The sequence below is a fragment of the Clostridia bacterium genome (assembly GCA_024653205.1).
Lineage (GTDB): Bacteria > Bacillota > DSM-521 > Neomoorellales > SLTJ01 > JANLFO01.
Genome location: JANLFO010000009.1, coordinates 60143 through 84131, shown reverse-complemented (window position 1 = coordinate 84131; position 23989 = coordinate 60143). Strand labels below are relative to the sequence as shown.

At 65.2% G+C, this 23989-nt stretch carries 21 protein-coding genes; 9 read left to right on the top strand and 12 right to left on the bottom strand.

All coding sequences use genetic code 11. The features are described 5' to 3' along the window. The first annotated feature begins 169 nt into the window (after positions 1-169). The 8 genes from NUV99_06445 to NUV99_06410 all read left to right on the top strand — a co-directional run bounded on the left by NUV99_06445 (position 170) and on the right by NUV99_06410 (position 8959). Entirely contained in the window at positions 170-1357 is a 1188-nt protein-coding gene (locus tag NUV99_06445; protein MCR4419761.1) for an ABC transporter substrate-binding protein, read from the top strand. A gap of 189 nt (positions 1358-1546) precedes the next feature. Further along, positions 1547-2530 carry an iron ABC transporter permease gene (locus NUV99_06440; GenBank protein MCR4419760.1) on the top strand — a complete coding sequence of 328 codons (984 nt, stop codon included), beginning with the start codon at positions 1547-1549 and terminating at the stop codon, positions 2528-2530. Continuing rightward, positions 2527-3390 (top strand): ABC transporter ATP-binding protein, encoded by an 864-nt coding sequence (locus NUV99_06435; GenBank protein ID MCR4419759.1) that lies wholly within the window; start codon positions 2527-2529, stop codon positions 3388-3390. The genes NUV99_06440 and NUV99_06435 overlap by 4 nt, the downstream gene beginning before the upstream one ends. Positions 3391-3398: 8 nt before the next feature. Next, complete coding sequence (locus tag NUV99_06430) at positions 3399-4325, top strand: DUF364 domain-containing protein (GenBank protein ID MCR4419758.1); 927 nt, start codon at positions 3399-3401, stop codon at positions 4323-4325. A 501-nt stretch (positions 4326-4826) separates the two neighbouring features. Next, positions 4827-5795, top strand: coding sequence for a DUF364 domain-containing protein (locus NUV99_06425; protein ID MCR4419757.1), 969 nt, complete (start codon positions 4827-4829; stop codon positions 5793-5795). A gap of 193 nt (positions 5796-5988) precedes the next feature. Beyond that, on the top strand, positions 5989-7212 hold the full coding sequence (locus NUV99_06420; protein MCR4419756.1) for an MFS transporter: 1224 nt from the start codon (positions 5989-5991) through the stop codon (positions 7210-7212). 180 nt (positions 7213-7392) lie between these two features. After that, entirely contained in the window at positions 7393-8199 is an 807-nt protein-coding gene (locus NUV99_06415; GenBank protein MCR4419755.1) for an ATP-binding cassette domain-containing protein, read from the top strand. Beyond that, positions 8156-8959, top strand: coding sequence for an ABC transporter permease (locus NUV99_06410; protein ID MCR4419754.1), 804 nt, complete (start codon positions 8156-8158; stop codon positions 8957-8959). The genes NUV99_06415 and NUV99_06410 overlap by 44 nt, the downstream gene beginning before the upstream one ends. Before the next feature lie 124 nt (positions 8960-9083). Here the strand turns inward: NUV99_06410 and NUV99_06405 are convergent, their stop codons facing one another. The 10 genes from NUV99_06405 to NUV99_06360 all read right to left on the bottom strand — a co-directional run bounded on the left by NUV99_06405 (position 9084) and on the right by NUV99_06360 (position 19095). Then, positions 9084-9416, bottom strand: a complete 333-nt coding sequence (locus tag NUV99_06405) for a hypothetical protein (protein MCR4419753.1) — start codon at positions 9414-9416, stop codon at positions 9084-9086. A 64-nt stretch (positions 9417-9480) separates the two neighbouring features. Continuing rightward, positions 9481-9816 carry a winged helix-turn-helix domain-containing protein gene (locus tag NUV99_06400; protein MCR4419752.1) on the bottom strand — a complete coding sequence of 112 codons (336 nt, stop codon included), beginning with the start codon at positions 9814-9816 and terminating at the stop codon, positions 9481-9483. Between the two features lie 63 nt (positions 9817-9879). Next, a complete protein-coding gene (locus NUV99_06395) occupies positions 9880-10704 on the bottom strand; it encodes a transketolase (protein MCR4419751.1) in 825 nt (274 codons plus the stop codon). Beyond that, positions 10692-11564 (bottom strand): YitT family protein, encoded by an 873-nt coding sequence (locus NUV99_06390; protein ID MCR4419750.1) that lies wholly within the window; start codon positions 11562-11564, stop codon positions 10692-10694. The genes NUV99_06395 and NUV99_06390 overlap by 13 nt, the downstream gene beginning before the upstream one ends. A gap of 22 nt (positions 11565-11586) precedes the next feature. Beyond that, positions 11587-13272: an AarF/UbiB family protein gene (locus NUV99_06385; protein MCR4419749.1), complete on the bottom strand. Its 1686-nt coding sequence runs from the start codon at positions 13270-13272 to the stop codon at positions 11587-11589. A 24-nt stretch (positions 13273-13296) separates the two neighbouring features. Beyond that, a protein-coding gene (gene prfB / locus NUV99_06380; GenBank protein ID MCR4419748.1) for a peptide chain release factor 2 occupies positions 13297-14428 on the bottom strand; the annotation gives its coding sequence in 2 pieces (ribosomal slippage) (positions 13297-14358 and positions 14360-14428; 1131 coding nt in all). 327 nt (positions 14429-14755) lie between these two features. After that, on the bottom strand, positions 14756-17410 hold the full coding sequence (gene secA / locus NUV99_06375) for a preprotein translocase subunit SecA (GenBank protein ID MCR4419747.1): 2655 nt from the start codon (positions 17408-17410) through the stop codon (positions 14756-14758). A gap of 156 nt (positions 17411-17566) precedes the next feature. After that, on the bottom strand, positions 17567-18214 hold the full coding sequence (locus NUV99_06370; protein MCR4419746.1) for an efflux RND transporter permease subunit: 648 nt from the start codon (positions 18212-18214) through the stop codon (positions 17567-17569). A gap of 24 nt (positions 18215-18238) precedes the next feature. Further along, the gene (raiA, locus tag NUV99_06365) at positions 18239-18778 is read right to left on the bottom strand and encodes a ribosome-associated translation inhibitor RaiA (protein ID MCR4419745.1); all 540 of its coding nucleotides are present in this window, start codon (positions 18776-18778) and stop codon (positions 18239-18241) included. A 113-nt stretch (positions 18779-18891) separates the two neighbouring features. Beyond that, complete coding sequence (locus NUV99_06360) at positions 18892-19095, bottom strand: cold-shock protein (protein MCR4419744.1); 204 nt, start codon at positions 19093-19095, stop codon at positions 18892-18894. A 719-nt stretch (positions 19096-19814) separates the two neighbouring features. Here NUV99_06360 and NUV99_06355 point away from each other — a divergent pair. Next, positions 19815-20789, top strand: a complete 975-nt coding sequence (locus NUV99_06355; protein ID MCR4419743.1) for an MBL fold metallo-hydrolase — start codon at positions 19815-19817, stop codon at positions 20787-20789. A gap of 12 nt (positions 20790-20801) precedes the next feature. Here the strand turns inward: NUV99_06355 and NUV99_06350 are convergent, their stop codons facing one another. Together NUV99_06350 and NUV99_06345 are read right to left on the bottom strand one after the other, a co-directional pair. Then, complete coding sequence (locus NUV99_06350) at positions 20802-22634, bottom strand: FAD-dependent oxidoreductase (protein ID MCR4419742.1); 1833 nt, start codon at positions 22632-22634, stop codon at positions 20802-20804. 21 nt (positions 22635-22655) lie between these two features. Further along, a complete protein-coding gene (locus NUV99_06345) occupies positions 22656-23942 on the bottom strand; it encodes a B12-binding domain-containing radical SAM protein (GenBank protein ID MCR4419741.1) in 1287 nt (428 codons plus the stop codon). Positions 23943-23989: the final 47 nt, after the last annotated feature.

The window sequence follows — 23989 nt, the reverse complement described above, 5'->3', positions numbered from 1 at the left end:
CGGCTTCAATCCCGCCGCCGACCCAGCCAAAGTTCTGGGCGAGTACCGTCAAGAGGACCGGCAATAACAAGAAAGCCCTAAAATTCCCCCAGTAAAGACCCGGGATTCTCTGAGCGCGGGAGTCTGGGGAGTTGGACGCCAAATTGTTGAGATAGGAGGTACTTTTCCCATGCGTCGGCCCAAAAGCAAGCACCTGCTGCTGGGATTGATCCTGACCGTGATCCTGGCCTTGGCCGTCCAGGGGTGCGGCCAGCCGAGCGGACAGGCTCCCTCTGCCCCCGCCGCGAAGGCCGGCACCCGGACCATTGTGGACATGACCGGTCGGTCGGTGGAAATACCCACCCCGGAGAACCTCCAGCGGGTGGCCGTGCTTACCTCTCCCCTGGTTCAGCTAATGTACGCGGTGGGCGCTCAGGACAAGTTGTGTGCCATGACGGCTTCCCAGAGCCGGTTCAAGCTTTTCGAGAAGTTCTACCCCCGCCAGGCCCAGATACCTGCGCCCCGGCGCACGGCGGCAGACATCAACATCGAAGCCCTGCTAGCCGCCGACCCCCAGTTCTGCATCGGCTCCGAGGTGGACATGGATCTGGTAGAGAAGAATACCGACCTGCCTACGGTGCGCATCAGCACCACGAACGCGCCGGAACAAGTTTTTGAGAACCACAAGGCTACCGTGCGCCTCTTCGGGGAGATTTTCGGCCAGCCGGCCCGGGCGGAGTATTACTGCCGGTTCCTCGACGGTATGCTCCGGGAGATTAAGTCGCGCACCGCCGAGCTTCCGGCGGACAAGCGGGTCAAGGTCTACATGGGCTTTAACCCCGACCATCTGACCACCTACGGCGGTGACACTTACATGCAGTACCTGATCGAGGCTGCCGGCTGCCGCAACGCCGCCCAGGAGCTGTCCACGCTGGGCGGCAGGGAAGGCGGCCTGGCCGAGGTATCGCTCGAGCAGGTGCTGAGCTGGGATCCGGACCTTATCGTGGTAGACTACGGTAATGCCGCCGATCTGGCTCGCGACCCCACCTGGAGCGGCCTGCGGGCGGTAAAGGAGGGAAGAGTCCTCCGCATCCCGGTAGGGGGGTTCTTGTGGCACCGTAATTCGGCCGAGTCCGCCGCGCTTCTGCCCCTCTGGCTGGCGATTAACGCCTATCCGGACCGTTTCGCGGGAGTAAGCATCGAAAACGAAATCAAGCGCTACTACCGGGAAATCTACGGCTTTGCCCTTAGCGATGCCGACGTAGCCGGCATTCTCCATCCGGTGGATACCCCGGCGGGCGGCCAGAGCGGCCAGCCCAACGCGGGTAAGGGCGGCGGGGCAGGGTCCGCCAACGCCGGCCCGGCCGCTGGCAGGTAATCCCAAGTCTTCGCCGGCAGTCCCACAGAGCAGGGTCCGTCGACGGCCCGGCCCACAGGCAATCCTTAAGAGCCGGCGGGTGACCGGGCAAACGACCTAGCCGTGGCAAAGGGGGCAGAGGCGGTGGACAAAGGCTTGGCTTCAGCTCAAAAGACCACGGTCGGCTGGGGGCTCTCCCGCCCGGTCCAGGTGGCCCTGGTGGTTATCCCGGTTTTGGCCTTGGTTCTTTCGCTCTTCGTGGGTCGCTACCCGGCGAGGCCGGAGGAAGTCGTCCGACTGCTGGCGGCCGAGGCCTTGAACCTGGATCGGCTAAGCTTTCCCGAAGCCTTAAGGGTGGCCATTCTCCAGGTCAGGTTGCCCAGGGTGATCATGGGTATCCTGATAGGGGCCAGCCTTTCCGTATCCGGCGCCTGTTTTCAGGGCATCTTTCGCAATCCCCTGGTGTCGCCCGACATCCTGGGAGTGACCAACGGGGCGGCCTTCGGCGCCGCCCTGGCCATACTCCTGGGCGCTCCCATTTCCGTGGTGCAGACCGCCGCCTTCGCCTCCGGATTGCTTTCGGTAGGGCTCACCTATGGCCTCAGCCGCTTCTATCGCACCACGCCCACCCTCACCCTGGTGCTGGCCGGCGTAATCGTGGGGGCTTTCTTTTCTGCCCTGGTCTCCTTCCTGAAATACACCGCCGACCCCCTGGAAAAGATGCCCGCCATCGTCTTCTGGCTCATGGGCAGCCTGGCCAAAGCCTCGCCGGGCGACCTGGGCTTTGCCGGCCCGCTGATGATCGGCGCGGTCATCGCCCTTCTCCTGGTGCGCTGGCGGGTCAACGTGCTCTCCATGGGCGACGAGGACGCCAAAGCCCTGGGCATGGATGTGGAGAGGCACCGGCTGGTGATAATATGCTTCTGCACCCTGGCCACCTCGGCGGCGGTTTCCGTAGCCGGGGTCATCGGCTGGGTGGGCCTGGTGATCCCCCACATCGGCCGCATGCTGGTGGGCCCGGATCACAAGCTGCTGCTGCCGGCCAGCGCCTCCCTGGGCGGAGCCTATCTCTTGCTCATGGACAACCTGGCCCGCTCGGTGACCACGGCGGAGGTCCCCCTGGGCATCTTCACCGCCCTGGTGGGGGCGCCCTTCTTCGCCTACCTGCTCCGTCGAGGGAGTGGTTGGTCTTGACACTGGAGGTAAGGGACGCGGCCTTCTCTTACGACGGCCGCAAGGCGGTCTTTGAGGGGCTCAACCTGACCGTTGAGCCAGGGGAGGTGTTCTGCCTCCTGGGGCCCAACGGCTGCGGCAAGACCACCCTGCTCAGGTGCATTGCCGGGATGGAAAGGCTGCGCCGCGGCGAGGTGCTGATCGACGGCCGCAGCCTGGAAAGAATGCGGCGCAAAGAGGTGGCCACCCTCATCGGGTACATTCCTCAGGAGCACGGCTCTGCCTTCCCCTATACGGTGCTGCAGATCGTGCTCATGGGCCGCGCCCCCTACTTGAACGTTTTCTCCTCGCCTTCGGCGCAGGACGTCCTGCTGGCCGAAGCGGCGCTGGAACGCGTGGGCATGAGCCACCTCAGGGATAGGCGCTACACCGGGATCAGCGGCGGGGAAAAACAGATGGTGCTTATCGCCAGGGTCCTGGCCCAGCAACCCAGGGTGCTTCTACTGGACGAGCCTACTTCTCACCTCGATTTCCGGAACCAAACCCTGGTGCTGAGCATGATCAGGAAGCTGGCCACCGCACAGAGGCTGACCATCATCATGACCTCCCATTCTCCCAACGACGTGTTTGCCCTCGCCGACCGGGTGGCCCTGATGGGTTACGGCGGGTTCATTGCCGCCGGGCGGCCCGGGGAAGTGCTCACCGACGAGAATCTCAGCCGGACCTACCGCATGCCGGTTAAGGTCTACGGGATGCTCCACCACCGCTTCTGCGTGCCGGCGTTAGACGATCCCGGCCTTTTTCCCCCGGGAAATACCGGCGCCGACGTCAACCAGTCTGGCAAAGACGCGCCCCGAATCAAGAGGAAGGAGGAAGGATAGCCGTGATTATGCAGGAACTGATAGACTTCTTTGCGGCCCGGCCCGAGGCCGCCACCCGGGTAAGCCAGATTGTGGTCAATACCGGCTTTACCGGGGTGCTCCTGGAAAACGGCCAGGCCGGGATGGCCATGAACATCCGCAGCGCCGGCCGGCCGGCGCAGGCCGACCTGGACTTCCTGCAGGAGGTGATCGGGCGCCCCGCCCTGGATCTGGCCTCCCGGTCCCTGGGGTACGGGCGTCTCGCGCTTTCCGCCGGGGTGGCGGCCTTAAGCGCCCTCTCCCAACCCTATCTGGACCAGTCCTTTCTGGGGCCCCACAACCTTAAGGTGGACCGAGTCGATACCGGCCGATTCCCTGATCACGGTATCACCCCCGGGTCCCGCGTAGGCATGGTCGGCTTCGGGGGAGGGGCATGGCGGATGGCCGGTCTTGCGGGGCAACTGGTGGTGACCGAACTTGAGCCCGAGCTCTTTCGCTCCCGGATCATCAGCCGGGAGGGGGTAGTGGAGGGGCCGACCCGGTTTCGGCTGGCTCCCGCGGCCGAGAGCCCATACCTCTTGGCGGGCTGCGACACGGTACTGATCACCGGCTGCGCCCTGGTGAGCCGCACCATTGACGAATTGCTCGCCACTTGCAGGAATTCCCGCGTGGTCATCTACGGCCCCAGCGCCAGCCTCCTGCCCCTGCCCTTCTTCCGGCACCCCCAGGTGGCGGCTATCACCACCATCCGCGTCCTGGACGGCACCAAACTGATGAACTTGCTGGCCAACGCGGGCCCGGGCGTGGAGCGGCTGCTGGCAGAGGCGAGCGAAAGCCTGTACATTCGGAGACTCGAACCGGCGGGAACCATAACCCCCGCCGACTCCCCGAGTGGCGTAACTGCATGCGGTAACGCGGAAACAGGCGCCAGCGAAAGCATTACGCCCTCCGCCTGACCTCATGGGTCATACGGGCCGCCTGTAAGGGTCCAGGAGCAATAAGTACGGTTTGACAGTTTTGGTGAGAGGCGATATGCTTAATCTAGCATAACGCAACACCTCTATAAAATAGGGCAAGCGGCCAAGACCATATCCCCGGCCTGCGATCGCCAGCGCGGGAAGGGAGACAGGGAAGCGCCAAAGCGCGGCCCCGGAGACAGCCGGTCCCGGAGGAGAAGGCCAGCTCTCCCCACCGGCCCTCCCGGGAGGTCGCAGCGGCCGCCGCCCGGGTTGGTCGCGAGAGTCCCTACTTGCGGTTCAGAGGTGTTCGCTTCTCTTCGTGGGGACCGGCGGTATGTACACCAACGGCTGCCAGGGGTGGGGCCGCCGGTTCCTGCTCCCTACTCCGCCAGTCGAGCCCAGATCAGTCCGTAGAGGTGATGCGCCAGGGCCCAATGGACGGATCTCGCCATGGCAGCCCGTCAAGGGAAAACCCACAGGAAGGAGTAGTGCAGGGTCATGATCGCTCAGGAATTGATCAGCTTCTTTCAGTCTCGACCCGAGGCCGAAGCCCGGGTTAGCGAGATCGTGGTGAGTGGGGGTTTCACCGGTGTACTCCTGGATAACGGCCGTGCCGGACTGGCACAAAACCTTCTCCGCGGGACCACGCCCAGCGGAGAAGACCTGGATTTTCTGTGGAGAATGGTCGGACGGCCCGCCTTAGACCTGGCCTCACAGTCCCTGGCCCACGGTCGCCTGCTGGTTTCCGCCGGCGTGGCCGCCCTGAGCGCCCTATCCCAATCCTACCTGGAACCGGACTACCTGCAGGCCAATGAGCTACGCGTAGAGCGCGCCGATTTCCGCCGGGTTCTGGACCACGACCTGAGTGCCGGTGCCAGAATAGGCATGGTCGGGTTCGGCGGCGCTGTGTGGCAGGTGGCCCGGGTGGCGGGACAACTGGTGGTCACCGAAGCAGAACCCCGGTTCTTCCGCACCCATGTGGTCAGCCAGCAGGGCATAAGCGAGGGTCCTACCGGCTTCCGCCTGGTTCCCACGTCCAGGGCCCAGGCCCTCCTGGCCAGTTGTGAGACGGTATTGATCAGCGGGTGCGCCCTGGCCGGTCAGGCCCTTGACGAGTTGCTGTCTGCCTGCAGGAACTCAAGGGTAATCGTTTACGGTCCCGGCACCAGCCTCCTGCCCCTACCCCTGTTCCAGTACCCCCAGGTGGCTGCGGTAGTGACCATCCGCATAGTCGACGGTCCCGGATTGATCAACCTGCTGGCCAATATGGGACCGGGGACGGAACCACTGCTGGGCGAGGTTGGCGAAGCCCTGTACGTGGAGAGAGCCCAGGTGACGGCAAGCGCAAGATTCCCCGCGGAGGCAAAAGTCTTGGGCCTACCCCCCCTGATGGATGGCCGAATTAGGTGGGACAGGGGGAGGCAGAGTGCCTCGGCCCTTCGGGTGCTGGAGCCCAAGGGCGGTTGAGCCCGGAACGTTTCCCCTAACCCGCCGGTGGGAATGCAGTTCAAAGCCTAGTTAAGTAAAGAAGGAATCCACCCCGGGTCCGCCGAACCTTCTTAGCCAAATTCTGTCGGCCGGAACCCGGGCCTCCTTGTCCGGGAAGCTAGCGGCGAAACCGGAAACCGCGGCCGCGGCCAACCGACATGGGGGTGGTCACTTGAACGAATCCGAACCCTGCTGCCTTCCCCGGGAAGGGCCCCGGGCCTCACTGCGAGCCTGGACAACCGTCACGGCGGCCTTTGCCGCCGGAGTCTCCGCCGCCGCCAGCCAGAACCAGCTTCCCCCGGTGGCCACGGTGGTCCAGTCCACCCTCCAACTCGATCCCACCCTGATGGGGCTGCTGATGTCCTGCTTCGGTCTAACCGGGCTCCTGTTGGGGGTGCCGGCGGGAGTAGTGGTCGGCCGGAGCAGTCTCAAGAAACTGACGCTGGTCGGGCTCGCCGCCCTGGTGGCGGGCAATTTCGTTCCCTTGCTACGTTTCACCGCCGGCGTAATAACTGCCGGACGGGTGGTGGGCGGGGTCGGGTTCGCCCTGGTGGCGGTGGCCGCCCCGGCGATCGTCAGCGCCAGCGCTCCGCCGGGCAGGCGCGGTCTGGCCATGGGCATCTGGTCCGCCTGGGTGCCGGCAGGCACAATTCTGGTCTTTAACCTCGCCCCCAGCCTGCTGGAAGCGTTTTCTTTAGCCGGGGTCTGGGGTTTTTGCCTTCTTCTTTCTTTGGCCGCCCTGGGAGCAGTGTGGCTCCTGGTTCCCAACCGGCCCGCTGCGGAGAATAACCCGGCGCCGGCCTCGTCTCCGGGCGGGGAATCCCTCCCGGACGAATCCCGGAGGCTCAACCCCCGCCTGCTTTGCATCACCGGCATCTTCGCCCTCTACGCCTCTACCATGCTCTCCGTCACCACCTGGTTCCCCACCTTCCTGGTTCAGGTACGCTCGATGCCCCTGGCCACGGCCACCTTTATCGGGAGCCTGGCCTCCGTCGGAGCCGTAGGCGGCTGTCTGGTCGCGGGTCACCTTTACGACCGCTACCGCTCCCTCCGGCGCATCTGCATTACCAGCTGCGTCATCCAGGCGCTGCTCTACCTCCTGATATTCAACCTTACCGGCGTGGTGGTGCCCGTAGCCCAGACCCTGGTGGGATTCATCGGCAGTATGGTACCTACCGCGGTATTCGCCGCCGTTTCCCACCTGGCCCGCAGAAGGCGGGAGGTAGCCCTCGGCCTCGGGCTGACGCTGACCGCCCAAAACGGAGGCCTCATACTGGGACCCAGCCTCAGCGGCCTCCTGCTCGGCACCACCGGCTCCTGGGACCTCCTGGCCATGACCATCAGCCTGACCTGCGCTCTGACCGCCGTGCTCTGGCTGGTGCTTCCGGTGGAATAGGGGGTAACAAAAAGCAGCCGAGCTCGGTGACGGGATTCGGGGTAGCCGGTGAACCGGGACTGCCCGGGTAATATAACCGTGGACGGTAAAGGCTTGACGCGGCGGAGAATCCGGCGATATACTTTGGATATAGAAATGTTTGGGAACCGATGCATTCTCGCGAGGAAGGAGTACCGGTCCATGGCGCCCATAGTAGTGACCGCGGGGCTTACCAAGGATTTTGCCGGCCGACGGGCCGTAGACGGGCTTTCCCTGGAGATCGAAAGCGGCGAGATGTTCGGCCTCGTCGGTCCCAACGGCGCCGGCAAGACCACCACCATCCGGCTGCTCACCACCCTCCTCATCCCCAGCGCCGGGTCGGCACGGGTGGCGGGTTACGACCTGTTGCGGCAGGCGGCTGCCATCCGGGGCGCAATCGGCTGCGTGCCGCAGGGCCTTTCCGTTGACGGCTCGCTCACGGCTTACGAAAACCTGCTGGTATTCGCCAAACTTTACCGCGTCCCCCGGGAACAGCGGCAGCGCCGCATTACCGCGCTGCTCGAACTGGTCCAGCTTGCCGACCGGGCACACTCACTGGTCCGGACTTTCTCCGGCGGCATGATCCGCCGTCTGGAATTGGCCCTGGCTCTGGTGCACCGGCCGCGGCTTCTGTTCCTGGACGAACCCACCGCCGGCCTGGACCCGGTGGCGCGGCGGACGTTCTGGGAGCACCTGAAGGAACTTCAGACCGAGGAGGGCCTGAGCATAGTCCTTACCACCCACTACCTGGAGGAGGCGGAAGCCCTCTGCGACCGGCTGGCCATTATGCACCTGGGGCGAGTGCAGGCGGTGGGCTCGGTAGAAGAGCTTAAACGCAAGGCCGGAGCGGTCAATGCCGGCCTGGAGGAGGCATTCGTACGTTTTACGGGAGAAAGCATGATCGAGGCCGGAGGGGGGAGCTACCTTGACGTGCGCCGCACGCGCCGTCTTTTCCGCCGCCTGGGCTAGGGTGGAAGAATTCACTGCCGGCACCCTGGCAGTGGCCGAGATGGAGGCCCGCAGACTGCGGCACGACCCGGTGGAGGTGGCGACCCGGGCCTTGCAGCCCCTGCTGTGGCTGGCGGTATTCGGCCAGGTTTTCGGGCAGCTCCGCGGGCTTGCCCCCGGCAACGTCTCCTACCTGGAGTACCTCACGCCCGGCATCCTCAGCCAGTCGGTGGTATTCATCTCCATCTTCTTCGGTGTCTCCGTACTGTGGGAAAGGGATTCCGGGACCTTTCAGAAACTGATGGTGGCGCCTATTCCCCGAAGCGCCTTCGTGCTGGGCAAGGCGCTCTCGGCCAGCCTCCGGGCCCTGATCCAGGCAGGGATCATCATCCTGATTGCCGCCCTGTTGGGGGCAAGCTTTCGCTGGCATATAGGGGCCCTGTTGGGGGCCTGGGTCACCATCACCGCCGGCGCCTGCGTCTTTTCCGGTCTCTCCCTTCTCCTGGCCTGCTGGATGCGCACGCGCGAACGCTTTATGGGCATCGGGCAGGTGATCACCATGCCCCTGTTCTTTGCTTCCAACGCCCTGTATCCCCTGGAGTTGATGCCCCCCTGGCTGCGAACGGTGGCCCTGGTCAACCCCATGAGCTACATTGTGGAGAGCCTGCGCGCCTTTCTTCTGGGCCTGCCTGCCAACGTGGGCAGAGACCTCACCTTCCTGGTCGCCTTTGCCCTGCTGCTCACCGTTCTGGGAGGCACGCAACTTCACCGGCTCGCATGAGGAGGGCAGGAGGCAGATGGACAGCTCTGACCGCGCCGATACCCTTGCCCGCCTGGAGGCAACCCTGCGGGGAATCAACTACCTGATGAACTTCCTCAGCCGGCACTACCTGCGCGAGGAGGGGCTAACCCTGCCCCGCTTCTGGGTATTGCTGCATCTGGCCGCGCACCGCACCCTGACCATGGGCGAACTGCAGGAAAAGCTCCTTATCAGCCCAGGCAGCGTAACCGCCCTGGTTGACGGGCTGGAGGCCGAAGGTCTGGTGGAACGCCGGCGGGATTGCGAAGATCGCCGGGTCGTGAATCTGGGCCTGAGCCCAACCGGTGCGGAGAGGCTGGAAAGAGTGCTTTCCTTCCGTCAAACCCTGGTAGAAGAGGCCTTCCCTCACTCGCCCGAGATAGAGCGCCTGGTCGCGCTCCTGGAGGAAGCCCAGCGGCGACTCCAGGCCGTAACCCACGGAACCCGCTGCGGCCGCCGGCCCTCGGCGGGCCGAAACGGAGCAACCCAACGTCGCGGGCCGGCTAGCCGGGGCCAAAGCAGTCCCGGAAGGCCCGGTTTACCGCCCGGTCCACTTCCGACTGGAAGCGGCGGTACCGCTCCACCCAGTCCCGACCGGCAGAGGTGAGCCGCGCTCCGCCGCCGGCCTCACCGCCCACCTGGCGCTCCAGGAGCCTTACCCCCAGCCGCTGCTCGGCCTTGCGCAGGTGACCCCAGGCCTGGCGGTAGGACATGCCCAAGGCCCGTGCCGCCTGGTTGATGGAGCCCAGCCGGTCTATGCCCAGCAGGAGCTGGAACAGCCCGTCGCCGAACACCGGCTCTCCGGCCTCTTCGATCCACACCCGAAAATGCGGCTCCATACTCTCCTCCCCCGCGCCCGGACCCCTGCCCCCGCCGGCGCCTTACCGGCACCTCGGTTCCTCCTATTCCACTCCCAGTTCGGCCAAGGCCCGGGTCAATTCTTCCCCCTTGGGAGCTACTCCGTGCCATTCCACCCGGTTTTCCATAAAAGATACGCCCTTACCCTTGACCGTATCGGCGATGATCATGGTGGGGCGGCCCTTGACCCGCCGGGCATGCTCCAGCGCTCCGGCGATCTCCTCTACCCGGTGGCCGTCGACCCGCACCACTTCCCAGCCGAAGGCCTGCCATTTTTCGACCAGCGGCTCGGGCGACATCACCTCGGCCACCGGTCCGTCGATCTGCAGGCGGTTATGGTCCACTATGGCCACCAGGTTGTCCAGCCCGTAGTGGGCCGCCGCCATGCTGGCCTCCCACACCATCCCCTCCTGTATCTCGCCGTCGCCCAGGAGGACGTAAACTCGGTAGGAACGGCCGTCGAGCTTGGCCGCCAGGGCCAGGCCGTTGCCCACGGAAAGCCCCTGACCCAGGGATCCGGTCGACATCTCCACTCCCGGCAGGCGGCGGCAGTCGGGATGGCCCTGCAGCCGGCTGCCCAGACGCCGCAGGGTAAACAGTTCGTCTGCCGGAAAGAAACCGCGCTCCGCCAGCGCCGCATACAGTAACGGCGCGGCGTGCCCCTTGGACAGAATGAACCGGTCCCGGTCCGGCCAGTCCGGCCGCGCGGGATCCAGGCGCAGCTCGTGAAAGTAGAGCACGGCCACTATCTCCGCCGCCGAGAGGGATCCGCCCGGGTGCCCCGAACCGGCAGTACCGATCATCTTGATGGCCAGCCCGCGCAGCCGTCGTGCCTTCTGATACATTTCTTCTCCGACTACTTGCTCCAATATGTGCCCTCCCTTCTTTCCATGGCCTTAAAGCCTTCGCCCAATACCTCGTGCACTCCCGCCACCACCACAAAGGCCCGGGGGTCCAGCTCCGCCACCAGGGCCTTGAGCCTGGCCACCTCGGAACGCGAAACCACGCACAGGATCACGGGGCGCTTCGCCCCGGTATAAAGGCCTCGAGCCTCAAACAGGGTGGCGCCGCGATTGAGCCGGGTAAGGATGGCCGGGCCGAGCTCCTCGGCGCGTTCGCTGATGATGAACGCCGCCCGGGCGTAAAGCCCGCCTTCCTGCACGGCATCGATCACCACCCCGCTCAAGAACACGGAAATCAAGCCGTAAAGGGCCAGCTCCAGCCCGAAGACCCAGGCCGCCAGCACAATCACCGTGCCGTCTATCAATACCAGGGCCCGGCCGGTGCTGCCGGGAAAAAAGGCGCGCAGTATCTGGGCGGCCATGTCCGTGCCCCCGGTGGTGCCGCCGGCCCGAAAGACCAGGCTCAACCCGAACCCCACCAGGGCGCCGCCGTACAGGGTAGCCAGAAGCGAGTCCGCCGTGGGGCTGGGAATCAGGGCCAGGAAGGTATCGACCAGCACCGAAAGGATTACGGTGCCGTAAAGGCTGCGGAAGGTAAAGCTCCACCCCCTCACCCTTACCGCCAGGACGAAAAGGGGGACGTTCAGACCCAATAGGGTGAGGCCGACCGGCAGGCCCAGGGTGTAGTGCAGCACCGTGGCCAGGCCGCTCAGGCCCCCGGCGGCGATCCGGTGCGGCACCTGAAAGGCGGCAATGCCCAACGCCACCACCGCCGCCCCGCCGCTGAGCAGGAAGTAGTCTGCCAGCCCCCTCGTGAACTTGCTCATGGCCCGCTACCCTTTTCCGCTCCTAAAAGCGGCCGCTACGCAGTATCCACCACAGCATTCCCAGGAACATCAGCGTGGCCACGCCGAAACCGATTTCCAACACCGGCAGCCGCCAGAAGAAAAGCTCTCCCCCGCCCCCGACCAGGGCGGAGCTGACCGTGAGCCCGGTCATCAACAGGCTAAAGGATAAGAGCAGAATGGCAAAGCAAAGGCGGTTGGCTATCTGGTCCAGGTGGGCCCGGAATTCGGGCAGCTCGCGGTGCCGCAACTCCAGGCTGACCCCGTCGTTGGCCAGTTTGTCTACGAGTTGGTTTAGGTTACGAGGCAGACCTAGCGCCAGATCGGCGGCCTCCCGCCAGGCCCGCCGCAGGCCCGCCTGAAGGGCCGACGGCTCGAGCCGGTGACGCAGGTACCGGCGCCGGAAGGTGCCCGCCACCTCGGCCAGGTCCAGGTCCGGGTCAAGGTTTCGGGCCACGGCCTCCAGAGTAATGAGGGTCTTGATCATCAGGGCTAACTCCCGGGGGAGCCGCAGCCGGCGGCGAAAGGCTACTTCCACCAATTCCTCCAGCAGGCGGCCCAGGTGCAGCTGACCGAAGGGCAGGCGGTAGTACTTCTCCAGGATCCGCTCCAGATCGCGCTTGAGGCTTTCCCGGTCCGTGTCCCGGGAGGCGATGCCCAGGGCCACCAGGGCCCGCGCCAGCCGCTCCGTCTCTCCTTCCACCAGGCCCCGTACGATCTCCAGACACTGGGACCGCCGCTCCGGGGTAAGAGTACCCACTACCCCGAAGTCCATGAAGGCCAGAGCCGGTCCGGGAAGTACCGCCAGGTTGCCCGGGTGCAAATCGGCGTGAAAGAAGCCGTCCACGAAGACCTGCTTGAGCACCGTCTCAATGAGGAGGCGGGCCACGGCCCGGCGGTCCACCTTCTCTGCCGCCAGGCGTTCGGGCTCGTTGAGCTTTACGCCGGCCACGAACTCCATGGTGAGCAGCCGCCGGGTGGTGTGCTCCCAATAGATGCGGGGAATGAGTACCCCCGACATGCCGGCCGAGTTCTGGCGCAGACGGTCGGCGTTGCGGCCCTCGGCCAGAAAATCCATCTCCTGGCGCAGGGTGAGGGCAAACTCTTCGGCCAGGGCGGTGAAGTCGTACATCCGCCCCCAGACCGGGTGCAGGTCGGCCAGGCGGGCCACGGCGAACAGGATCTCCAGGTCGGCCTCTACCGTCTCCTCCAGATGCGGCCGCTGGACCTTGACCGCCACCTCCTCCCCCGTGGCCAGCCGGGCCCGGTGCACCTGGGCAATAGAGGCGGCGGCCAGGGGTGTGAGGTCAAACTCGGCAAAGGCCTCCTCCAGCGGCACTCCCAACTCGCGGGCCACCGCCTCCCGGACTTCCTCCGCCGAAAAGGGCGGCACCCGGTCCTGAAGCTTCTCCAGCTCGGCCACCACGTCGGCCGGAAGCAGGTCGGGCCGGGTGCTCAACACCTGACCGAGTTTGATAAAAGTCGGCCCCAGCTCTTCCAGGGCGCGCGCGAGGCGCTCTCCCCGGGAGAGACGGGGCCTTTCCGCTGCCGGCAAACCCGGTCGTAAGGAGCGGGAGAGAAATCCGGCCAGGCCCAGCTGTTCCACTATGTAGCCGAACCCCTGCGCGGCGGCCACGTTGACGATCTGGCGCAGCCGCCGCCAGTGACGCCGGCGCAACGGCCCGGGCAAGCTCGCCTTCTCCTTTCCTCTTGCTTAGGGCGCAGCCCGGACGGAGGCTTCTGCCCCCTTCTGGGCCTTCCGGCGGAGGTAGGCGAAGATGAAAGGATCCAGGTCGCCGTCCATTACCGCTTCCACGTTGCCCACCTCTGCACCCGTACGGTGGTCCTTCACCAGCTGGTAAGGCTGGAATATATAAGAACGAATCTGGCTGCCCCAGGCGATTTCCCTCTGCTCCCCCTTCAGGGCGGCCAGCCGTTCTTCTTCCTGGCGCCGCTTGAGCTCGAACAGTTTGGCCTGGAGAAGCTTCATGGCGGTAAGGCGGTTGGCGTGCTGGGAGCGCTCGTTCTGGCACTGCACTACTATTCCCGTAGGCAGGTGGGTGATGCGCACCGCGGACTCGGTCTTGTTCACGTGCTGGCCGCCGTGGCCGCTGGCCCGGAAGGTATCGATGCGCAGATCCTCGGGGTCAATGCTTATCTCCTCTTCGGGCTCGAGTTCGGGCAGCACCTCCACCGAGGCAAAGGAAGTATGCCGCCGCCGGGCGGCATCGAAGGGAGAAATGCGCACCAGACGGTGCACCCCGCTCTCGGCCTTGAGGTACCCGTAGGCATAGGGCCCGACGATACGCAGGGTGGCGCTCTTGATCCCCGCCTCCTCCCCCTCCAGAGAGTCTACCAGTTCTACCTGGTAGCCCTTCTCCTCCGCCCAGCGCGTGTACATGCGCAACAGCATGGCCGCCCAGTCCTGGGCTTCCGTGCCGCCGGCGCCGGCGTGCAGGGAAAGGTAAGCGGGGTGGTGGTCGTAGGGCTCGCCGAGCAGCACCTCTATCTCCGCCGCGTCCAGACGTCTCTCCGCAGCGGCCAGGGCCGCGGCTACTTCCTCGGCCAGGCTCTCTTCGCCCTCTTCGACCGCCAGTTCCCAGAACTGATAGAGCTCTTCCACCTTACGTTCCAGGGCGGTGAACCTCTCCCGCTCCTCCCGCAGCTCCGCCAGCTTCCGGCCGATTTCCGCCGCCCGGCGGGCGTCCTCCCATACTTCCGGCCGCGAGAGGCGGGCCTCCAGTTCCCTTATGGTTTCCTCTTTGCCGGCCAGGTCAAAGAGAAACCCTCAATTCTTCCAGCCGGGATCTCAATATCTCCAGCCGCGGTTTGTAGTCGGCAAGCACGGCTTGGCTTCACCTCCAAAATATCGACCCGCCGGGCTCCCGGTACGGGCAGGAACCCCCACTTCTCGCTTGGCGGGCGGTTCCGGGTCTCCCCTGAGTACCTTGGAACCTCGCCGGAAACCGAACTTGGCGAGGGCGAGCGCGGAGGCAGGCCGGAGGCCACGGATGGCCGTAGCGGCGCGGCGCCACGGACGGCGCCTGCGCCGGGTGCCTGCCGGAGCGCGACGCCCGAGCCTTAGCTCGGTCGGCGAGGTGACCGGTACGAACGGGGAGTACCCGGAACCGCCTAGGGCAGAATGGGCATGCGCCGGCGGCCGCTCCCTCGCCTCAGGCCACCCGGCCGCAGCACTTCTTGTATTTCTTCCCGCTCCCGCAGGGGCAAGGATCGTTGCGGCCCACCTTGGGCCCCCTGCGCACCGGCTGTTGCGGCGCCGGCTCGGCCTTCCTGTCCTGGCCGTCCGGCGACGGCCGGCCTTCGGTGACCTGCCGCACCCGGGTCGGGGCCGGCTGCGGCTCGGCCAGGCGCAGGCGGAAGAGGTATCGCACCGTATCTTCCTGAATGGCGGCCACCATGTCGTTGAACATCTGGTAGGCCTCGAACTTGTACTCGATGAGCGGGTCCCGCTGGCCGTAGGCCCGAAGCCCGATCCCCTGGCGCAGGTCGTCCATGGCGGCCAGGTGGTCCATCCATTTCTGGTCCACCACGTGGAGCAGCACCAGCCGCTCCAGCCGGCGCATGTTCTCCGAACCCAACTCTTTCTCCCGTTCCTCGTAGAGCCGGAAGGCCGTCTCCTTCAGGAAGCGCCGCACCTCTTCCTTTTCCATGGCCGCCAGCTTTTCGGGAGTGAGTTGGTGGTCGGGCAGGAACACCTGCCGGGCGTAGTCCAGCAGGCCCCGCAGGTCCCACTCCTCCGGGTAGGAGCTCTCACCGGCGTATCGGTCCACGGTGGAGTCCACCAGGGTATCGATCATCTTGAGGAGGTGCTCTTTCACATCCTCCCCCATCAGAACCTGCCGCCGCTGGGCGTAAATGATCTGCCGCTGCTGGTTCATTACGTCGTCGTATTCCAAGAGGTGCTTGCGGAGGTCGAAGTTGCGGGCCTCCACTCTTTTCTGAGCCATCTCCAGCGAGCGGGTTACCAGGGGATGATCTATGGGCGTACTGTCGTCCATGCCCAGCCGGTCCATGAGCCCGGCCAGGGAATCCGAGCCGAAAAGCCGCAGCAGGTCGTCTTCCAGGGAAACGTAAAAGCGGGTGGCTCCCGGGTCTCCCTGCCGACCGGACCGGCCGCGCAACTGGTTGTCAATGCGCCGGGCCTCGTGCCGCTCGGTACCGATGATGAAGAGCCCGCCCAGCTCCACCACCCGGTCGTGCTCCTCGGCGCAGCGGCGCTTCATCTCCTCCAGCACTTCCCGGTAGAGCTGGGGATCGGCCTGGGCCGGGTCGTACCCTCGACGCCGCAGTTCTTCCCTGGCCAGAAACTCGGGGTTGCCGCCCAGCATGATGTCCGTGCCCCGGCCGGCCATGTTGGTGGCGATGGTCACCGCCCCCAGCCGCCCGGCCTGGGCCACGATCTCCGCTTCCTTTTCGTGGTACTTGGCGTTGAGTACCTGGTGGGGCACCCCCCGCTTCTTGAGCATGGCGCTGAGCTTTTCCGATTTCTCGATGGAAATCGTTCCCACCAGAACCGGCTGGCCCTGCGCGTGCCGCCGGCAGATCTCCTCCACCACCGCCTCGAACTTGCCCTGCTCGGTGCGGAAGATCAGGTCCGGCAGGTCCTCGCGGATCATGGGCTTGTGGGTGGGGATCACCACCACGTCCAGCCCGTAGATCTTGCGGAACTCTTCCTCCTCGGTGGCCGCCGTACCGGTCATGCCGGCCAGCTTCTTGTACATGCGGAAGTAGTTCTGGAAGGTGATGCTGGCCAGGGTCTGGGATTCTCGCTCGATCTTCACCCCTTCTTTGGCCTCAATGGCCTGATGGAGGCCGTCGCTGTAGCGCCGGCCGAACATCAGCCGCCCGGTGAATTCGTCCACGATGATTACCTGGCCGTCCTTGACCACGTAGTCCCGGTCGCGCTTCATCAGGAATTGGGCCTTGAGGGCCTGGTTGACGCAGTGGCTGAGTTCCAGGTGGGTATCGTCGTAGAGGTTATCCACCCCCAGCCAGCGCTCCATCTTGGCTACGCCGGCCTCGGTGAGGGTTACCAGCCGGGCCTTCTCGTCCAGGTTGAAATCCTCCCCGGCCTTCAGACGCGGCACCAGCCTGGCCACCCGGTAATAGAGTTCCGTGGGCTTTTCCGCCTGCCCGGAGATTATGAGCGGGGTGCGGGCCTCGTCGATCAGGATGCTGTCTACCTCGTCCACTATGGCGTAGTAGAGCTCCCGCTGCACCAGTTCCGACGCGTCCAGGGCCATGTTGTCCCGAAGGTAATCAAAGCCGAACTCGTTGTTGGTGCCGTAGGTAACGTCGGCGGCGTAGGCCTGACGCCGCTCGGCCGCAGTCAGCCCGTGGACGATGACCCCCACACTGAGCCCCAGCATCCGGTAGACGGGACCCATCCATTCCGCGTCCCGCCGGGCGAGATAATCGTTCACGGTCACGATGTGCACGCCTCGGCCAAGCAGGGCGTTGAGGTACGCGGGCATGGTAGCCACCAGCGTCTTGCCCTCGCCGGTCTTCATTTCCGCTATCCGGCCCTGGTGCAGCACCATCCCGCCCAGCACCTGCACGTCGAAAGGCCGCAGCCCCAGAACCCTGCGGGCCGCCTCTCTGACCACGGCGAACGCCTCGGGAAGCAGATCATCCAGGGTCGCTCCCCGCTCCAGGCGCTGTTTGAACTCGGCGGTCTTGGCCGCCAGCTGCGCGGCGTTCAGCTTCTGCACTTCCGGTTCCAGGGCGTTTACCTGAACCACCTGACGGCTGAGGCGCTTTACCTCGCGAGCATTATCGTCCAATAGGTGCCGCAGGGCACCGAGCATTATGTCCACCGCCTTCCCGCCCAAGGGCGCCGGGGGAACCTTGCCCGTTCCCCCCTCCGATCTTTCTCCCTAATTCTAGCCCCTGGGACCAAAATGTGCAACCTCGGCAGCCGGCCGGCACCTCCGGCCTGTTTCCGGCCGTCCCGGGCAACGAATTCACGCCGAGCGGCGTGCGGCCCTCTGACTCAGGGCGGCCAGGGTGGCTTCGGCCGCCGCCTCCAGGTCGTCCCGCACCACCAGGGCCGCGCCCACCAGGGGGCCCTCGGCGGTTTCCACCACCACCAACCAGGCATCCCGAAAGGCCACCCTTACCTTTACCGCCTCCGCCAGGCGCACGGGTTGCAGGTTCTCCAGGCGGGGCCCCAGGGCTTTAAGCACCGCTCCGGCCGCCAGCACCCCCAGTCCGGCCGAGGAAAGGTCGCTGCTGGCCGCGCCCGAATAAGTCTCGCCGCCGACTTCCAGGTGCACCTCCACCCGTACCTGCGAGCCCTGAAGATGGTAGCTCAGGCCGACCAGGAGCGGCCGCTGGGTGGCGGTCGGCGAATGCTCAAAGGGCGAGGCTTCGGAGCGGGGCTCGCTTTCCAGCTGTACCACGCTTATCTTCTTATGGTCCAGATTAAGCCCCATTTGCACCACAACCGCCGATTCTATGTCTCTCACCAGTTGCTTGGGATTGCGCCTGGGGTCCGCCACCACGTGAACCTCGGCGATATTGTCCTGCTCGTCCTTGAGCACGCGCACGGAAGCAACGCCGCGGACCCGGCGAATTACCTCTTCTAGCTCCGGGTAGCCCATCTTGTCCAAAGTATCCGCCGCTCCCCCTGGGTATTACTCTTCAGGCTCGATCAACCCGTAACCTCCGTCCCGGCGACGGTAAACCACGTTTATCTTGGCCGTCCGGGCATTGGCAAAGACGAAGAAGTTGTGGCCCAAGAGATTCATCTGCAGTATGGCCTCGTCTACCGACATGGGCTTGATGGGGAAGCGCTTGACCCGAGCAATGGTTGCTTCTTCGCCCAGTTCCTCCGGTTTTTCCTCCGACGTTCCCGGCGCGGCCGCTTCCCGCGTGCCCGCCGTTCTCAGGCGCCTGATCAGCCGGGTCTTGTACTTGGCAATCTGTCTCTCCAGCTTCTCAACTACCAGGTCCACAGAGGCGTACATGTCACCGGTCTGCTCCTCTGCTCGCAGCACCAAACCGTCCAAGGGTATGGTGACCTCTACCACGTGGCGGCTCCGCTCCAGCCGCAGCCTCACCTGAACCTCCTCGATCCCGTCCAGGTAGCGGCCCACCCGGGCCAGCCTCTTCTCCACGTACCGCCGCAACGCCTCGGTCAGTTCCACGTTCCTGGTCCGAATCTCAAGCTTCAAAGTAGCACCCCCCTGGTGGTAATTATTCCCGCAAGATTTGAAAATTCCTCCCCTTCCTCTCCGCTGGAAATCAAAAGCCCCCGGCGTATGCCGGGGGCTGAGTTGGCCAAGCCCTAACCTCTAAGCTTCACCACGTTGGCCGCCTGTGGTCCCCGCGGCCCCTGAACGATATCGAACTCCACTTCCTGTCCCTCGGAAAGGGTTCTGAAACCCTCCTCCTGAATGGCCGAGTAGTGGACGAACACGTCGCCGCCGTCGTCCCGCTCGATAAAGCCGTAACCCTTTTCCTGATTGAACCACTTTACCCTACCGTGCATTAAAAGCATTCCTCCTAGAAGAATTTCCCTGTGACTTCGGCCACCCCGGAAGGAAATCGGCCGGCGCTCCCGGCCCCGGTGCCGGCACCCGCCGGCCAACACCTCACCTTGAGGTTGATGCCTAGCTCACAAGCAACTTTACTTTATCACAACCCCCACCGCGAGTCAATGTTACCGGGCCCTGAGTTATCCCCAGTTTCCCTTAGGCGGTACCGGGTGCTCCCCGTTCGTACTGTCACCTCGCCGACCGAACTAGGGCTCGGGCTTCGCGCTCCGGCGGGCTGCCGGCGGAGGCGCCGTCCGTGGCGCCCCGCCGCTTCGGCCGTCCGTGGCCTTCGGCCCGCCTTCACGTTCGCCCTCGCCAAGTTCGGCACCCGGCGAGGTGCCAATGTACTGCCCTGAAAATAGGTCGAGCAGTGCCATTTTCATCCTCTGCTGGTGCCACCTGGGTGGCATGAGGGTCTCAGGAGAGCACCCGGTACCGCCAGCCAACCCGAAAGTGGGGATAACCCAGTACCGGGCCCCCGAGGAAGGTCCGTTTTTGTCCCAGGGGCCGCAGAGGGCGAACGGAAGGCGAGCACCGGGCCGCGAGCCTCAAGGCGGTCTTCGGCCCGGCCGCCCGCGACCTCTCCCGGAAGGAATTCTTCCGGGAGTGGCGAACTATGCCTAGCGGCCCGGATCCGACCAGCCAGACGATCGAGAAAGGCAGGCAGGAGACAATGTCGCAGAGCAATTTCACCCTCGTACGGGAAGACCGGGGAGACGCATTATACCTGATAGACCTACCCCACCTGATGGCCGGGTTCAACCCTTTTCTGGCCGCCTGGCTCCTGGTCACCCCCCGGGCCACCTACCTGGTGGACCCCGGACCGCCCGTAACCGTCCCCCACCTCCTCGACGCGCTCGAGGGCCTGGGTATCGAGCACCTGGACTACATCCTCCTTACCCACATCCACCTCGACCACGCCGGCGCCACCGCCCGGGTACTGGACCGCTATCCCCGGGCCCGCGTCTTTGCCCATCCCCGGGGCCGGCACCATCTGGTCGCGCCCGCAGCCCTGTGGCAGGCCAGCCAGGATGTAATGGGCAGGCTGGCCGCCTACTACGGCCCGCCCCCACCGGTTCCACCGGAGCGGCTGGCGGACGAGGCTCCCGGCGTAGAAGTCATCGAAACGCCGGGCCACGCCGCCCACCACCTGTGCTTTCTACGGGGCAAGATTCTTTTTGTGGGTGAAGCCGCCGGCGTCTACCAGCCGGTAGAGGGTTTTTACCTCCGTCCCGCCACCCCTCGCCGCTTCTTCCCCGGGCCGGCCCTGGCCTCCCTCGACCGGCTTCTGGAACTGGACCTGGACGGCATCCTGCTCTGCCACGGTCACTACGGCCCCAACCCCAGGGCCCGGGAGACCCTGGACCGCCACCGGGCACAATTGCGCCTGTGGGCAGAAGTCGCGGCCGACTGCCTCACCAGGGCCGAGGACGAAAAGGCCTGGTACGATACGGCCCGGAGCATCCTCCTGGAGCGCGATCCCCTGCTGGCCTGCTTCCCCTTGCTGCCTCCCGACGTGCGGCGGCGCGAGCAGTACTTTCTGGACAACAGTCTGGAAGGTTTCCGGGATTATCTGCTGCACCCCTCCGAAGCCGGGTCGGGCTCCGCTCCGGATGCCCGGCCGGGAGATCCGGACGCGCCGCCGTAACCGCCCCCGAGTTCAACGGTACCCGTCGAGGCCGGGTCTCGCCGCAGAACCCGGACCGGGCCCGAGACTGCGGTCCAGCATGAGCGCCTCCGCCAGCAGAGTATAGGCCTGAGCCCGGGTCAAAGGGGCGCCCGGAGCGAGACCGCGTAGCCGGGCATGGGTAGGGTTAAAGGTGACCTCCTGCCCCGGGCGGTACCAGTTAAGTAAGCGGTCCAAGAAATCGCCGGCCTCTGCCAGCCTCACCGGTCGCTTCTCTGCCGGCACCGGCAACCGGTCCGGAGGCGGAAGCGGGGCCTCCGGGTGGCGGAGACCGAAGGCGGACCGGGCCAGCCAAGAGAAGGAGACGGCAACCATCGGCTCGTCCAGGCGATAATTGTTGTCGTAGCCTCCGGCCACCAGGCCGAGAGCCTGCAGTTCCCGCACCGCGGGATAGGCCCAGTGATCGGCCGCCGCATGCTTCAGGTCAAAACGCGGAAGGTAGGCTCCCTGCAGTCGCAGCCGGTTCTGCAACTGCTCCATGAGCCTGGCATCTCGGACAATCTGCCGCGGGGTAACGTTTTCCAGCACGGCCACGGCGGCGGCCACGCCGGCGGCCTGCCCGGCCACCATCCCCACCGGGACCACCCGGGCGCTGCCGGCGGCCAGGGAAGTGAAGGAGGCCGAACGCCCCACCACCAGCAGGTTATCCACCTTCTGGGGCACGAGGCAGCGGAAGGGGAGGCTGTACATCAGCGGCTTCCCCAAGGCGGTCGGCCGCTTCAAGTCTACCGGATAGGACCCCACGCCGATCTGGTCCGGGAAATACCGGTTTCCCAGCACGTCGTCCACGGTGAGGGTGTACTCGCCCCGGATATGCCTGGTTTCGCGAATGTAGAGCTCGGGAGCCACACCCAGGAGGTGTACCCGGGCAAAACCCGGGAGCCGGGAGCGCATGAAGCTCACGATGGCCGGAATCTCCTGCCGGGCCAGTTCGTAGGCTTCCCGGTGGGAAGCCGAGTCCAGACCGTTGACACCGCTGATCTGCAGTCCGTTGACCAGCACGCTGCCATCCTTCTGGCGGCCTAGGTTCAAATCCGGTATCCGCAGCCGGGGGTGGCCGGGCCGGTAGTGCTGCATCTGGTCGCCGAAACCCCAGGCCGAGACCGAATCCGCGCCGGTATACGGCTTCCCGTCTCGGCTCAACGCGCCTTGCACCTCCGCCCAGTCCACCCCGTCCAGCTTGAAGATGAGCGTGGCCGGCAGGGCTTCGTCGGCGCCGTAATCTTCTCCGCCGTAGGTCCAGGGCACGCCCGCCGCCGCGGCCAAATCGGCGTCGGCGGTGGCGTCTATAAACACCCGGGCGCGGAACTGATAGGTTCTCTGCGGCCAGACGGCCCGGACCGCCACCAGCGCCCCGGACTCGTCGAGTACCGGGGCAACGGACAGGGCGCCGTAGCGGACCACCAGGCCGGGTTCCCGCCGTAAGAAACCCGCCAGCAGGCGCCGCATGTGCTCCACGTCAAAGGAACTCCCGCCTGCCTCCCGGAAGACCTCGGCGAAGATACCCCGGGTTACCAGCTCTCCCTTTCCCCCGGGAGCATAGTTGAGATCAAAGGTATTCAGCCACCCGTAAGTAAAGAGCCCTCCGGGACCGTCCCGCCTCTCCAGGAGGAGAACTTCCACCCCGCTGCGGGCCGCAGCCAGTGCCGCCGCCACTCCTTCCGGCTCGGCCCCGACCACCACCACCTCAAAATCCCGGGACTCTTGGGCCAGGCCGGGGCCACCGACCGAGCCCACACCCAGCAAACCCAAGACTACCGCGACCAAGAAGAACCCGCTCAGGGCCCTTGCACCTTTCCCGCGCATACCCTTCACCTTTTCGCCCGGCTAGGCCTTTTCGGACAACAGCTTCGGGTGCCGGCTTACCCAGGAATAGTAGAGCTTCGTGCGCAATACGTGGGGGAGGTAGCGCCAGTGGCGTGCTATCCCTTTGGCGATCCGAGGCCAGGAGTAGAAACTGCGGAAGACGAAATTGTATCCGTCCTGAAGTTCCCTCGGGCTCATCCGGGCGGGCCGGTATACCACGTGAGCAAAGTCGTACCGAGACCAGTCGTAGGAGAAGATCCTATCCTCCGCCTTCAGCTTGGTGAAGAGGTCGGTGCCCGGCAGAGGCGTCAGGATGGAGAACTGGGCGAAGTCGATCCTGGTGTCTTCAATGAAACGCAGGGTTCGTTTAAACACCGACGGGTCGTCCTGATCAAAGCCGAAGACAAAAGAGCCGATCACCATAATGCCGTGGGCGTGAAACCTCTCTACGAGCTTGCCGTATCTATCAATGCGGTTGAAGGTCTTGCGCATCTGACGCAGACTTTCCTCATTAATCGATTCCAAGCCCACAAATAAGCCCAGGCAGCCGCTGGTAGCCGCCCTCCGGAGCAGTTCTTCGTTCTCGGCCATCCTCACGGTGCCCTGGCTCACCCACCTCTTCTTAAGGGGAGCCAGGGCGGCAAAGAACTCTTCGGCATAGGCCGGGTCACCCACGATGTTGTCGTCGAGGAAGCCCACCAGCCGGCCGGGGCTGCGCCTGACCTCCTCTATGACCTCCTCCACCGGCCGGTGCCGGTACTTGCGGCCCATAACCGTGGAAACCGAGCAGAAGGTGCAGTTGTGCGGGCACCCCCGGGTAGTCTGGTAAACCTGCTTCAAGAAATACCTCCCGGTGAGCAGATCCAGGCGGGGAGAAGGAAGTCCGGCCAAGGAAGGAGGCATGTCCCGGCGGTAAAACCGCCTGAGCCGGCCCCGGCCGGCGTCCTGCAGGAGTTCCTCCCACAGCCCCTCGGCCTCCCCGATTACCACGCTGTCCGCATGTTGGGCGGCTTCCTCAGGCAGGGCCGTAGGATGGCTCCCGCCCAGCACCACCTTTACGCGCCGGTCGCGCAGGCTGCGGGCGAGTTCGTAGGCCCGCGGGGCGGTGGCGGTCATCACCGTTATTCCCGCCAGGTCCCAGGGTTCGTCCCAGGGTATTTCCTCCAACCGCTCGTCCACTATCCTAACCCGGTGCTCGCCGGGGGTGAGGGCGGCAAGAAGCGGCAGGCTGAGCTGGGGGAAAGGCACCACCTTGGCCTTCTTTTTCTTGGGTCCCGGCGTCTCCGGCGCGATCAATAATATTCTCAAATGAGCGAACTCCTTCCCCAGTAATTCTTTCGTTTATTATATCCCAT

Coding starts and splice junctions, on each gene's coding strand:
- secA (MCR4419747.1), bottom strand. CDS start 17,410: ATGCTCGGTGCCCTGCGGCACCTATTGGACGATAATGCTCGCGAGGTA.
- NUV99_06445 (MCR4419761.1), top strand. CDS start 170: ATGCGTCGGCCCAAAAGCAAGCACCTGCTGCTGGGATTGATCCTGACC.
- NUV99_06415 (MCR4419755.1), top strand. CDS start 7,393: ATGGCGCCCATAGTAGTGACCGCGGGGCTTACCAAGGATTTTGCCGGC.
- NUV99_06430 (MCR4419758.1), top strand. CDS start 3,399: ATGCAGGAACTGATAGACTTCTTTGCGGCCCGGCCCGAGGCCGCCACC.
- NUV99_06400 (MCR4419752.1), bottom strand. CDS start 9,816: ATGGAGCCGCATTTTCGGGTGTGGATCGAAGAGGCCGGAGAGCCGGTG.
- NUV99_06425 (MCR4419757.1), top strand. CDS start 4,827: ATGATCGCTCAGGAATTGATCAGCTTCTTTCAGTCTCGACCCGAGGCC.
- NUV99_06350 (MCR4419742.1), bottom strand. CDS start 22,634: ATGCGCGGGAAAGGTGCAAGGGCCCTGAGCGGGTTCTTCTTGGTCGCG.
- NUV99_06355 (MCR4419743.1), top strand. CDS start 19,815: ATGTCGCAGAGCAATTTCACCCTCGTACGGGAAGACCGGGGAGACGCA.
- NUV99_06390 (MCR4419750.1), bottom strand. CDS start 11,564: ATGAGCAAGTTCACGAGGGGGCTGGCAGACTACTTCCTGCTCAGCGGC.
- NUV99_06360 (MCR4419744.1), bottom strand. CDS start 19,095: ATGCACGGTAGGGTAAAGTGGTTCAATCAGGAAAAGGGTTACGGCTTT.